Source organism: Marivirga lumbricoides, from assembly GCF_014636295.1.
Lineage (GTDB): Bacteria > Bacteroidota > Bacteroidia > Cytophagales > Cyclobacteriaceae > Marivirga > Marivirga lumbricoides.
Genome location: NZ_BMEC01000004.1, coordinates 373,081 through 385,490 on the forward strand (window position 1 = coordinate 373,081; position 12,410 = coordinate 385,490).

The window sequence follows — 12,410 nt, forward strand, 5'->3', positions numbered from 1 at the left end:
AGAAGTATGAGTAAATCGTGTATCCGGGTTTTTGCAGATGTTGAGCAGATCCAACAGTGCAAAGAAGAAATTAACAAAGTAGCACCATCCATAACTACCGTAGCTAAGGCATTGAGCCTGTCGGGCAATGAAGTCCGCTTAAAAATTCTCTACCTACTTAGCAAAGAAACCAAACTTTGTCCCTGCGACCTGAGTGACATTTTGGAAATGACCGTGCCTGCCATTTCCCAACATCTGAAGAAATTGAGAGAAGGAGGCCTTGTAACCAGCGAGAAAGTAGGCCAAACGGTTTTCTACTCACTGGTAGAAGATAATATACAGGTGATCAAGCGCGTCTTAAAAAGCTTATTTGATAACAATAAAAAAGAACCAGTATCATGAGCAATTCAAATCAAGCAAATTCATCCTCCAAAAGTATAGGAGCCGGTTTGTTGGTGGCCATAACAGCGTCACTTTGTTGTATCACCCCCATTTTTGCCACCCTGGCAGGGATTGGAGGCATTGCTTCGTCCTTTTCATGGATGGAACCTTTCAGACCTTATTTGATAGGCCTTACCGTTTTGGTATTGGGGTTTGCCTGGTATCAAAAATGCCTGCCGACAGGCAGGCATGGAAGATCCAGGACACAGGAGGAAATCGAATGTGCCTGTGATGAGGATGAAAAACCATCCTTTTGGCAGTCTAAGAAGTTCCTGGGAATAGTTACAGTCTTTGCGGTAGTAATGCTTGCATTTCCTACCTATTCCGGCATCTTTTTCTCAAATAACAGCAATGCTGATAAGGTTATTGTGGTAAATGAAAATGATATTCTGAATGCTGAGCTTAGTATCAACGGCATGACCTGCACCGGTTGTGAGCATAGCGTGAATGCAGCACTTAATAATAGTGAAGGCGTTCTCGAAGCTTCTTCTTCCTATGAAAATGGTACTGCTTCGGTAAAGTTTGATCAAACAAAAGTATCTGTTGATCAATTGGCTGACGCGATAGAAGAAGGCACAGGCTATAAAGTCACTGAAAAGAAAATTGTACAAGATAAAACTTCAAATCAATAAAATAATGAAAACCATAATTTTAAGCCTAACGTTCGTTTTCCTGCTTGCAGGACATGGAATGGCGCAAACTGCCGAATCTCAAAAAACAGCAGAGACTACTCAAAAAAGTGAGACTGTTAAGCTGAAAGTCACCGGTCTCACTTGTGCGGGCTGTGCCAGTCATTTGTATAGAGTCTTGAAAGTAACAAAAGGAGTTTTAGACAATTCGGTAGAATATCCCAGTGATATTGCAGTGATTGACTATGATCCTAAAAAGACCCAGCCTGAGCAGCTCATTGCAGCCATTGAAGAAAAAACCAGCTATAAAGCTGTAGTACTAAAACCTAACAACGACAAATAATGGAAAAAGAAATCGTATTACAATCCACTATTACCTGTCCTAATTGTGGACATGAGAAGGAAGAAACCATGCCGACAGATGCGTGTCAGTATTTCTATGAGTGTGAAAGCTGCAAACAAGTCTTAAAGGCAAAAGACGGGGATTGCTGTGTGTATTGCTCGTATGGAACTGTGGCATGTCCTCCTATTCAGGACGGTGGAAAAAGTAGCTGTTGTTCATGAAATATGATGTAATCGTCATCGGATCAGGCATGGCAGGGATGACCATAGCCAATAAATGTGCTAAAAAAGGATTAAGGACTGCCGTTACAGACTCCAGGCCATATGGAGGCACCTGTGCTTTGCGTGGTTGTGATCCTAAGAAAATATTGGTAGGAGCAGCAGAGATCATTGACCGAGCCAATAAAATGAAGGGGATTGGCATTCAAGGAGATATCTCCATCAATTGGCAGGATTTAATGGCCTATAAAAACGACTTTGTCTCCAAAATGCCCAAAGGTGTAGAGAAAGGATATGAAAAAGCGGGTGTAGACATGTATCACGGAGCAGCCAGCTTTGAATCGGAAGACACTGTCCGCATTGGAGACAATCTATTAGAAGCGGATAAGATTGTAATTGCAACAGGTGCACGACCGGTAATCCTTGATATACCTGGAGGTGACTTACCGATTGACAGCACAGATTTTCTGGAGCTTATCCACCTTCCGGAGCACATCACTTTTATAGGAGGTGGTTACATTGCTATGGAATTTGCACATCTAGCTGCCAGGGCTGGAATTAAAGTAACCATAATTCACAGGGGCCAAATGCCATTAGAAAACTTTGAAGCCGATATTGTAAATCATTTGGTAAATGCCACTGAAGAATTGGGAATTGAGCTTCACCTTGAGTGGGATGTGGTTGCAGTAGAAAAAACGGATAATGGGTTTACCGTAAAGGCAGCATCAAAAAATGGTGAAAAAACTATTCAAACAGACTTAGTTGTCAATGCTGCCGGCAGAGTGCCTGAATTGGATGGCATGAATCTTGAAAAGGCCAATATTTCTTACAACAGAAAAGGAATTCAGGTAAACGAATACTTGCAAAGCAAAACCAATACATCAGTATACGCTGCGGGAGATGCAGCGGACAGCCATGGACTAAACCTCACACCCGTTGCTGTTATGGAAGGGCATGCTGTGGCAGCCAATATTATTCAAGGCAATTCGAAAACACCCGACTACACCGAAATGCCGAGTGCGGTATTCACCTTACCAACTTTGGCATCTGTTGGGATGACAGAAAAGCAGGCAAAAGAAACAGGCTTAGAATATCAAGTAAAGGATGGCACTGCTTCAAACTGGTACAATGCCAAACGAATCAATGAATCAACTTACGCGTATAAAGTAATTTCCGACAAAGAAGGTCACATTTTAGGAGCACACATCATCGGGCCCCATGCAGAAGAAATGATTAATCTTTTTGCAATGGCTATTCGAGGTAAACTAACAGTTTCTGACATACGGAACATAGTTTATGCCTATCCATCGATGGGATCGGATATTGGGTCAATGGTTTAATCTAAATTAAAAAACCACAAAATATGTTGTTGACCACCGTAGTTGGAAACGTATATTTAACAAAACACGAAGTATTATGATACCCAAAGACCTGACAAAGGATATAAAAACCAGGCTTCAAAGCATCAAAGGCCAAATGGATGGTTTGATAAAAATGCTGGATGAAGGAAAAGATCCGGAAAAAATTTTATTACAGTTCAAAGCTGCGCAAAAAGGACTTGATAAGGCCCATTATTTATTATTGGATGAAGCCTACCGGAAAGCTCTTGCTATTAAGATTTCGGAAACCGTTGAAGCCTGCCCGGGTAATTGTGGCAATGAAGACCGGATAGAGTTTATTAGACAACAGTTCCCCACTCTGGAGCTTGACTCATTGACCTCAAAAATGAAGGAAATATCACAGCTCAAGCAAAGAATAAGTAAAACTCATGCTAAAGAAAACGATTAACTCAATTTTCCCATTTTTATACTAAAGTTTTAGCCTAGTAGACATTAGTTATCTACTTTGGCATTATACTGCATAGGCTTTTTCCCCTTTCTAGCCACTGCCTTACTGCCTTACTGCCGATCTTTACTTTTTTTCTTACCAACAAAATAATCAAATTTTTTAGCTATTCCCCCTTGGCTACCACCCCCTCCCTGAACTTACCTTTGAATTGTTCTTATCCAGAGAGAATCTCAAACATGTAAAACTGAACATTTTAAAAGGAGGTAAAGATGAAAAGACAAGTAGAAATATTTACAGCAAACTGCCCTGTTTGCGATCCGGTAGTTCAAATGGTGAAAGAACTGGTTTGTGAGCAATGTGAGATCACCATTTATGATTTGGTGAAGCAGTGTGAGGACAAAACCTGTCTGAGCAAGCTGGAAGAATATGGGATCAAAAAAGTACCTGCTATTACTGTGAATGGCTCACTTTTATCCTGCTGTGAAAACCAGGGGATTTCTAAAGAAAAGCTGATCCAAGCGGGTATAGGACAAGGGTAAAAACAAGTAAGGCACGGCTTACTTTATTTTCTATTTTCTCTTGCTGCCGTGCCAGTACGGGAAATCATTCTAAAATATAATTACGATGAAACCTTTAAATAATGACTTACAGCAATGTATTGACAATTGTAACGCCTGTATAACTGCAGCACGCATCTGTCTGGATCAGCACTTAGGCGAACCGGACATGCAAAAGTGCCACCAGCTTTGCATGGATTGTATTGCCCTTTGTACGGCATGTTCACAGATGTTGGCCTCCCAGTCCGATTACGCGAGCAGGGTGTGTGCCATTTGCGCTGACCTATGCAAAGCCTGTGCAGAAGAATGCGGCAAATTTGACAGTGAGGTGTGCAAGCAGTGTGCTGAAAAATGTGAAGCCTGCGCAGAAAGTTGCGCTAAAATGGCGGCATAATCTTATGGAAGTCTTAAAATCACTAAAGCAGGATTTCGTCAGCATAGCGTCCTTGTTTACCTCAGTATTTACCTTGCTGTGCTGTGCCCTTCCGTCATTGCTCGTAGCGGTGGGTATGGGAGCGGTAGTGGCCGGAATGGTTTCGGATTTTCCGGCATTGATCTGGTTGAGCAAGTATAAGGAATGGACTTTTCTGGCAGCAGGTATTTTGATCGGATTTAACTTTTGGCTGTTTTATGGCCGCAAAAGAGATCAAGCCTGTGAAATAGACGAATATGGCAATGAGACACCATGCGATACAGCCGCCCGGTGGAGTAAAATTATCCTATGGATATCTTTTGGTTTATACCTTCTCGGACTATTCTCAGCTTACCTGCTACTACCAATTCAACAATTTTTAGGACTTTAAAATAATACGATGAAAAGAACAGCCTTTTTAATATTACTAACTGTTACAGCCATTTCTAAGGTCAGTGCTCAGGGACATGGCCCACTATATGGTTTACAAACTCCCACATTGGCAAAAGGAGGATTTGACTTTAATGTAGCAGCTATGAGCCTGGCTACCGAAGATGATCAATCGTTTATGCTTAGGTACATCTGGTCGTATGGCGTGACAGAAGATCTGCAAATTAATATCACAACACCCACCATGGTCAACAGATTGTCTGAAGCACCCAGAACAAGAGGCAACAACAACATGCCGGCAAATGGCGATATAGAAGCATCGGTATGGTACCGTTTCTTTTCCAATGCATTTGGTGTTGGCAAACGCTTTGAATCCACGGCTATTTTAAGTGTTTCGACACCTACCAAAGAATCCAGGGGAGGTATTAATGTAAGCAACTCTATTCATGGAGCAATCTCTACCGGTTATGCTTCACGTACCTGGTATGCCTGGGTAGGCGGTGGTTATCAATATTATTTTGAGGAAGGCAATGATCAATTAGGCGACCTTCCTTATGCAAGTCTTGTAGTCGGTTATCGCCCAAACATCTTTATGGGGGATTACCCAAAACCCGACTGGCGTGTTTTTGTAGAGTCATTAGCAGAGTTTCCAGGCACTAGTACCAGTGAAGGTCAGCTTATCCCCATTGATCAAAGAGGAAAAAAAGTAATGATTGGCCCTTCATTCCTGGGGCTTTATGGAGCTTGGGGTATATCCTTTGGAGCATTATTTCCGCTCTATCAGGATATAACACAGGGTCCAAAAGAGGAATACAGGCTTTCAATGAACATTAGTTATTGGTTATAAATTTTAAAAAACAGAAGAAAATGAAAAGATTAGGAATAATAGCATTGTTGACAATTTTTAGTTTGAGCGGTGTAATGGCTCAGTTGATCAAAGTAGATCAAGAGGTCTTTGGAATGGATTGTGCACCTTGTGCCTATGGCCTGGAGCGTGGACTCAAGAAAATGGATGGGCTGGAAAAGGTACAGGTGAGTTTGAATGATGGTAAAGCTTACCTTAAGCTCGCATCTGATAATAAATTGACACTTCAAAAGATTCAGGAAGAGGTGAGGAATAATGGATTTTCAGCCAAGAATGCTGAAGTCACCATCGTTGGCCAGTTGGTTAAGAACGAAAATGCATGGCAAGTAAATGTTAATGGGGAGACTTTTATTGTGAGTTCTGATACACCTTCAGAAATAGTCAAATCCCTAAACACCGGGAAGATCAAGCTAAAAGTTTTTGTGAAAGATAAAGAGGACAATCACTTAAACGGTACTTGGGATATAAGGATAGTTGAAGTTCTAAAATCTTGAATTTTACAATGAAGAAAATACATTATTAAGCGTAAGCCTGCTTTCTGTTATCATCTGTTAAAACCGAAGGAAGGGGATTGTTGCGTGTATTGCTCCTATGGCTCAGCACCTTGTCCACCAGTACAATTGGATTCTGATCAAGCATGTTGCTAGGGAAGACAATGCTTTATGTGACATACATCATGTTTTGACATGTGCAATGTCATAGCGCTCTCAATAACCGTTGCGTACTTTTGACTCATATTGAAGGGAATACTAAATTGATACCCCTTCAATGAATGGCATTTTACATCAAAAGGCTCATGAAGCGCAACTTATATATCGTCCTGCTCATTGTAATGCTTCTCCCTGGCAAAGGGATGGCAGTGTTTCAGCACTTTTGCGGGGGCGAACTGATCAGCTTCGAGCTTTTTCTAAAACACCACGAACCATGCTGTGACGATCACAGCAACCCTTGTGATGGTTGTGAGGATCAGGAATCAATCTTCTCTCTCGATGATTTCAGGACACCTCATTCTGACATTCCTGTCATTGCTTCTTCAACAGCGGCATTGGCTCAGCCTTCTTTTCATTTGCCTTCTACACAATTTTTCGAGTCAAGAAACTACACAACTTCTAAAAAGGCTCCCTCCGGCTGGTCAGGGCGGTATCGCTCTATCCTGTTCCAGTCATTTCTTCTTTAGCTAACATCTGATTATCAGTTAGTTGCCCGGTACAAAACCTTCGGGCAATGTCGGAAATGGTTCTGTGAAATATAGCTGCTCCGGGATATTCGAACAGCATTAGACACGATCTATCCGACAAAACTATCATCAAGTTTCTTTAATCAGACTTTCAATAAAATGTTAAAATCATGAAAACGTTTCATAAAATTCAATTGGTATTCATTGCCTTGACACTGATGGTGATCAATACCACATACGCCCAACAACCAGGCTTGCAGTATTTCAGGCCAAACGATAAAAACGGCCTCAATGTATTTGAGCCCTCAAAAGAGGATACAATCATCTTTGATGGCCTCAAAGTAAGAGTAGGCGGTGATTTCGCCATGCAATTTCAGGGCCTCAACCAAAGTAATGAAGCAGGTACCTTGGTTGAGCTTGGTTCCGATTTCAATTTACCTTCAGCTAACCTCAACCTTGATGTACAGGTAATGGAAGGTGTTCGGATGCACCTCAGGACCTATCTTTCTTCCAGAGCACACAACGAAGCATGGATTAAGGGTGGATACATGAGAGTGGATAATCTTGACTTTGTTAAACCCGGGTTTCTGGAGGGAGTTATGAAATATACAAGCATCACCATAGGGCTAGATGAGTTTAACTATGGGGACGCACATTTCAGGAGAACAGACAATGCCAGAGGTATTTTCAACCCTTTTGTGGGAAACTATCTTATGGATGCATTCTCCACCGAAGCATTCGGAGAGATTACCGTTCAAAAGAATGGCTTATTGGCAGTGGTTGGGTTGACAAACGGTAAGCTCAATCAAAATGTAACGGTGAATGACAATACGGACAATAAGCCTTCTTTCTTCGGAAAGTTGGGATACGATAAACAACTGAGCGAGGATCTGAGAGTACGATTGACCGGATCTTGGTACATCAATAAAGGAACCTCAACAGGCACATATCTGTATGGTGGTGACCGAGGAGGCTCCAGGTATTACAATGTACTTTTTACAGTACCGGATGTGGATGGCAATACAGAAGGTGGCCCTCGTGATGGTCAGTTCAATGCCAGATTTACAAAGCTCACAGCCTTGCAGATTAACCCATTCATCAAGTACAAAGGCCTGGAGTTCTTTGGTATTTATGAGCTGGCTGATGGAAGCAATGAATTTACAACACCTCAAGCTGACACAGAGGGTGCATTCACACAAATAGCCGCAGAGGTATTGTACCGATTTGGAGCAGATGAACGTTTCTATATTGGTGGCAGATACAATACAGTGAGTGGCAAGATGCGTGAAAGTGCATCAGAGAATCTCGATATTAGCAGGGTCAACTTTGGTGGAGGCTGGTATCTTTCAAAGAACGTTTTAACAAAAGTTGAGTACATGAAGCAGCAATATGAAGGCAATGCGTGGACAGGACGCTTTGCAGGAGCTGAGTTTAGTGGAGTCATGGTTGAAGCGGTGATTAGTTTCTGACAGAACTCCCGTGTGGATGAGTCCACCCGCACGGGATTCTTCTTTTCACTGCTGTGTAAGAGACAATAACTCTAAAATTAAGCATCTGCAGACCTGAATTTTCAGATGGAAAATAAAGCTCAAACAACTACATGTTGAGGTATTTGAAATACAAATCATCATTTTTGATATTAAAATCGAACATTCTAAACTAAATTCCGTAAATTCGAATCAGACTTTCTACAAAGTGCAACGTTTTAGAAAAATATCGGCCATCCTGCTTTCCATATTGGTGCTGCTCAGTTCCACGAGCTTCACCTTTGGTATGCATTTTTGCATGGGGCAGTTGGAGAGCATTGCACTTTTTTCCGGGGCTGAGCCCTGCGAAATGGCCACACAGAAATCACCTTGTGCCAATGATAAGCACGATCCAGATTGCGAACACCAGCAAGTAACTAAGAAAGGGTGCTGTGAAGACCACACCCTCATACTGGAAGGCAGTGAGGAGTTGAGTATCGTCAAGTCTGTTTCAGCGCCTGACTTTCAGATGACAGCCGTACTCTATGCACTGGTATCATTTATTTTTATCTCCCCTTCAGTTGATTACTATTCATTTAAATAATAATAAATCATGTTACCAAAAACCATGAAAGCGGCTGTGGTTACAGAGTTTGGCCAACCGCTTAAAATTGAAGAGATGCCTGTAAAGGCCCCAAATGAAAACCAAATCCTGGTGCAGGTAATGGCATCAGGAGTATGCCATACGGATTTGCATGCAGCTGATGGGGACTGGCCTGTCAAGCCCAGGTTGCCGCTCATTCCTGGCCATGAAGGCATTGGCTATGTGGCGGCTGTGGGCTCCAATGTAAAAAATACCAAAGAAGGAGATATCGTGGGTGTTCCCTGGCTCTACAGTGCCTGCGGTCATTGCGAGCATTGCATTACGGGTTGGGAAACACTGTGCGAGTCGCAGGTAAACGGAGGCTACAGCATAGATGGCGGCTTTGCGGAATACGTGTTGGCCGACCCTAACTATGTTGGTCGTTTCAGTGGGACCATAGACTTTGTACAGATGGCACCTATTTTATGTGCAGGCGTAACGGTGTACAAAGGCCTAAAAGAAACCGAAGTACGACCGGGGCAGTGGGTGGCCGTTTCCGGTATAGGTGGCTTAGGTCACGTGGCAGTGCAATACGCCAAAGCCATGGGGCTGCATGTGCTTGCAGTGGATGTGGCAGATGACAAATTGAACTTGGCCAAAAAACTTGGAGCCGATATGGCCGTCAACGGTAAGAATCCCGATGAAGTGATGAATGCCCGAAAAGAAACAGGGGGTGTTCATGGCGTGTTGGTCACGGCTGTGTCACCAGTGGCTTTCCGGCAGGCGCTGGACCTGCTACGCAGAAAAGGAACGCTGGTAATGAATGGACTTCCTCCCGGTAGCTTTGATCTGCCCATTTTTGAAACCGTATTGAATCGCTATACGGTACGGGGCTCCATTGTTGGCACCAGGAAAGACCTGCAGGAAGCTATCGACTTTGCAATGGAAGGAAAGGTAACCACCACGGTAAAATCCGCTCCGCTGGAAGATATCAACCTAATCTTTGATCAAATGAAAAAGGGACAGATAGAAGGCCGTATGGTACTGGATATTGGTCATTAACCCACCTAACAATGAAACGATTCATAAAAATAGAAACATATTTCCTGCTTTTGGCAGTCGTAGCGCTTTCCCTACCGGCAACTGCACAACAGCACTATGAGCTGATGGGCAGTCAATCTTTGAAGGTAGCAGGAACCTCCACCCTACACGATTGGGAGATGGTTTCTGAAAAACCGGAGGGTTCGGCAAGTATTACCCTGAGCGGTGAGCGGATCAAGGAAATAGTGTCCTTGTCGGTAACCATACCGGTAAATACGTTGAAAAGCGGCAAAAGTGGGATGGACGAAAATGCCTATAAGGCGCTGAGAGCGAAGCAACATCCCAACATCCACTTTGAACTGACCAGGGCACAGGTGGATGACCTCACCATCTTTGCCGGTGGCAGGCTCACCATTGCCGGTACTACCAGGCCAGTTGAGTTCAAGGTAGACTATCGGGTTTCTGGAAAAAACATTCGCTTCAAAGGAAGCCTGCCCGTGACTTTCAGTCAGTTCAATATGGATCCGCCAACAGCAGTATTTGGTACCATAAAGACAGGAAATGACCTGAAGATTTCTTTCGAAACCTTTTTTAAACAATCAAACAATTAAAAATTCAAACAAATTGAAAACGAGAAATAAAATAATTCAATCCTTGCTTGTTGCCATTCTAATATTGGCATCTGGCGTAGTGTATGCCCAGCAACCGGCCTTGCAGTATTTCAGGCCAAACGATAAAAACGGCCTGAATGTATTCGAGCCATCAAAAGAGGATACAGTTATCTTTGATGGATTAAAAGTGAGGGTTGGTGGCGATTTCGCCATGCAGTTTCAAGGTATTAGGCAAAGCAATACGGCAGGTAACCTGACCAAACTGGGATCAGACTTCAATTTGCCGTCTGCCAACCTCAACCTGGACGTCCAGGTATTGGACGGAGTTCGCATGCATCTTAGGACCTATCTTTCTTCCAGAGCACACAACGAAGCATGGATTAAGGGTGGATACATGAGAGTGGATAATCTTGACTTTGTTAAACCTGGGTTTCTGGAGGGAGTGATGAAATATGCAAGTATTACCATAGGGTTAGATGAGTTCAACTATGGGGACGCACGTTTCAGGAGAACAGACAATGCCAGAGGTATTTTCAACCCTTTTGTGGGGAATTATCTTATGGATGCATTCTCGACCGAGGCATTCGGAGAGCTTACAGTTCAAAAGAATGGTTTATTGGCGGTGGTTGGGCTCACAAACGGCAAGCTCAATCAAAATGTAACGGTGAACGACAATACAGACAATAAGCCTTCTTTCTACGGTAAGTTGGGATACGATAAACAACTGAGTGAGGATTTGAGAGTACGATTGACCGGATCTTGGTACATCAATAAAGGAACCTCAACAGGCACCTATCTGTATGGTGGTGACCGAGGAGGCTCCAGGTATTACAATGTACTTTTTACAGTACCGGATGTGGATGGCAATACAGAAGGTGGCCCTCGTGATGGTCAGTTCAATGCCAGATTTACAAAGCTCACAGCCTTGCAGATCAACCCATTTATCAAGTTCAAAGGCTTGGAATTCTTCGGGATATATGAATTGGCCGATGGGAGCAACGAATTCACAACACCTCAAGCTGACACAGAGGGTGCATTCACACAAATAGCCGCAGAGGTATTGTACCGATTTGGAGCAGATGAACGTTTCTATCTTGGGGGCAGATACAATACAGTGAGTGGCAAGATGCGTGAAAGTGCATCAGAGAACCTCGATATCAGCCGAATCAACTTTGGTGGAGGCTGGTATCTTTCAAAGAACGTTTTAACAAAAGTTGAGTACATGAAGCAGCAATATGAAGGCAATGCTTGGACAGGGCGTTTTGCCGGGGCTGAATTTAGTGGAGTCGTGGTTGAAGCGGTGATTAGTTTCTGACGGAACTCCCGTGTGGGTGACTCATCCACATGGGATTCTTTTTACTGCTGTGTAAAAGATAATGACTCCAAAAATAAGCATCAGCAAACTATGATTTTCCAATAGAAATAAAGCATGAACATCCACATGTTGAAGTATTTGAAATGAAAACCGTTATTTTTGACGTTAAAATTGAACATTCTGAACTAAATCCCGTAAATTCGCATTAGACTTTCTCCAAAGTGCAACGTTTTAGACAAATATCGGCCATTTTGTTATCCTGCCTGGTGCTACTCAGTTCCACGAGTTTCACCTTTGGTATGCATTTCTGTATGGGCCAGCTAGAGAGCATTGCACTTTTTTCCGGGGCTGAGCCCTGCGAAATGGCCACTCAAAAATCACCTTGTGCCAATGATAAGCATGATCCGGATTGCGAACACCAGCAGGTGACTAAAAAAGGTTGCTGTGAAGACCAGACTTTAGTAATTGAGGGATCAACCCGAAAAGTTGGGGAGTAGTAATTTCAAGCATAGATTCTTGAGAGTCTATAGAGGAAGAAAGCTACGTTTTTGACCCCTCTGAACTGAGCTCTAAAGGCTTTGATCTTTGCATTAAA

The 12,410-nt window shown here is 42.9% G+C and carries 19 protein-coding genes; all 19 read left to right on the top strand.

Annotated elements, in window-relative coordinates:
• Window positions 1–6 precede the first annotated feature (6 nt).
• The 19 genes from IEV85_RS08500 (at window position 7) to IEV85_RS08575 (ending at window position 12,312) form a co-directional block, all read left to right on the top strand.
• The gene (locus tag IEV85_RS08500; RefSeq protein WP_188462235.1) at window positions 7–381 is read left to right on the top strand and encodes an ArsR/SmtB family transcription factor; all 375 of its coding nucleotides are present in this window, start codon (window positions 7–9) and stop codon (window positions 379–381) included.
• Window positions 378–1,052: a mercuric transport protein MerTP gene (gene merTP / locus IEV85_RS08505; RefSeq protein ID WP_188462237.1), complete on the top strand. Its 675-nt coding sequence runs from the start codon at window positions 378–380 to the stop codon at window positions 1,050–1,052. Before IEV85_RS08500 ends, merTP begins: the two co-directional genes overlap by 4 nt.
• 4 nt (window positions 1,053–1,056) lie before the next feature.
• Window positions 1,057–1,392 carry a heavy-metal-associated domain-containing protein gene (locus IEV85_RS08510; RefSeq protein WP_188462239.1) on the top strand — a complete coding sequence of 112 codons (336 nt, stop codon included), beginning with the start codon at window positions 1,057–1,059 and terminating at the stop codon, window positions 1,390–1,392.
• Window positions 1,392–1,613: a GDCCVxC domain-containing (seleno)protein gene (locus IEV85_RS24835; RefSeq protein ID WP_229712540.1), complete on the top strand. Its 222-nt coding sequence runs from the start codon at window positions 1,392–1,394 to the stop codon at window positions 1,611–1,613. Before IEV85_RS08510 ends, IEV85_RS24835 begins: the two co-directional genes overlap by 1 nt.
• The gene (locus IEV85_RS08515) at window positions 1,610–2,950 is read left to right on the top strand and encodes a dihydrolipoyl dehydrogenase family protein (RefSeq protein WP_188462241.1); all 1,341 of its coding nucleotides are present in this window, start codon (window positions 1,610–1,612) and stop codon (window positions 2,948–2,950) included. The genes IEV85_RS24835 and IEV85_RS08515 overlap by 4 nt, the downstream gene beginning before the upstream one ends.
• Window positions 2,951–3,026: 76 nt before the next feature.
• Window positions 3,027–3,398, top strand: a complete 372-nt coding sequence (locus tag IEV85_RS08520) for a metal-sensitive transcriptional regulator (RefSeq protein ID WP_188462243.1) — start codon at window positions 3,027–3,029, stop codon at window positions 3,396–3,398.
• 269 nt (window positions 3,399–3,667) lie between these two features.
• A complete protein-coding gene (locus IEV85_RS08525) occupies window positions 3,668–3,937 on the top strand; it encodes a thioredoxin family protein (protein ID WP_188462246.1) in 270 nt (89 codons plus the stop codon).
• 85 nt (window positions 3,938–4,022) lie between these two features.
• Window positions 4,023–4,349 (top strand): four-helix bundle copper-binding protein, encoded by a 327-nt coding sequence (locus tag IEV85_RS25310; protein WP_486341557.1) that lies wholly within the window; start codon window positions 4,023–4,025, stop codon window positions 4,347–4,349.
• Window positions 4,350–4,353: 4 nt separating this feature from the next.
• The gene (locus IEV85_RS08530; RefSeq protein ID WP_188462278.1) at window positions 4,354–4,758 is read left to right on the top strand and encodes a hypothetical protein; all 405 of its coding nucleotides are present in this window, start codon (window positions 4,354–4,356) and stop codon (window positions 4,756–4,758) included.
• A 9-nt stretch (window positions 4,759–4,767) separates the two neighbouring features.
• Window positions 4,768–5,604 carry a hypothetical protein gene (locus IEV85_RS08535; RefSeq protein WP_188462249.1) on the top strand — a complete coding sequence of 279 codons (837 nt, stop codon included), beginning with the start codon at window positions 4,768–4,770 and terminating at the stop codon, window positions 5,602–5,604.
• 20 nt (window positions 5,605–5,624) lie between these two features.
• Window positions 5,625–6,116: a heavy-metal-associated domain-containing protein gene (locus tag IEV85_RS08540; protein WP_073094244.1), complete on the top strand. Its 492-nt coding sequence runs from the start codon at window positions 5,625–5,627 to the stop codon at window positions 6,114–6,116.
• A gap of 54 nt (window positions 6,117–6,170) precedes the next feature.
• Complete coding sequence (locus IEV85_RS25145) at window positions 6,171–6,269, top strand: GDCCVxC domain-containing (seleno)protein (RefSeq protein WP_430623644.1); 99 nt, start codon at window positions 6,171–6,173, stop codon at window positions 6,267–6,269.
• A gap of 149 nt (window positions 6,270–6,418) precedes the next feature.
• Entirely contained in the window at window positions 6,419–6,799 is a 381-nt protein-coding gene (locus IEV85_RS08545) for an HYC_CC_PP family protein (RefSeq protein WP_488212630.1), read from the top strand.
• 170 nt (window positions 6,800–6,969) lie between these two features.
• On the top strand, window positions 6,970–8,268 hold the full coding sequence (locus tag IEV85_RS08550) for a hypothetical protein (RefSeq protein WP_188462254.1): 1,299 nt from the start codon (window positions 6,970–6,972) through the stop codon (window positions 8,266–8,268).
• Between the two features lie 226 nt (window positions 8,269–8,494).
• Window positions 8,495–8,869, top strand: a complete 375-nt coding sequence (locus IEV85_RS08555) for an HYC_CC_PP family protein (protein WP_425562883.1) — start codon at window positions 8,495–8,497, stop codon at window positions 8,867–8,869.
• 9 nt (window positions 8,870–8,878) lie between these two features.
• Window positions 8,879–9,910: an alcohol dehydrogenase AdhP gene (gene adhP / locus IEV85_RS08560; RefSeq protein WP_188462256.1), complete on the top strand. Its 1,032-nt coding sequence runs from the start codon at window positions 8,879–8,881 to the stop codon at window positions 9,908–9,910.
• Window positions 9,911–9,921: 11 nt separating this feature from the next.
• Entirely contained in the window at window positions 9,922–10,500 is a 579-nt protein-coding gene (locus tag IEV85_RS08565; protein ID WP_130276915.1) for a YceI family protein, read from the top strand.
• 13 nt (window positions 10,501–10,513) lie between these two features.
• Complete coding sequence (locus IEV85_RS08570; protein WP_188462258.1) at window positions 10,514–11,815, top strand: hypothetical protein; 1,302 nt, start codon at window positions 10,514–10,516, stop codon at window positions 11,813–11,815.
• Window positions 11,816–12,036: 221 nt separating this feature from the next.
• Complete coding sequence (locus IEV85_RS08575; protein ID WP_188462282.1) at window positions 12,037–12,312, top strand: HYC_CC_PP family protein; 276 nt, start codon at window positions 12,037–12,039, stop codon at window positions 12,310–12,312.
• Window positions 12,313–12,410 lie beyond the last annotated feature (98 nt).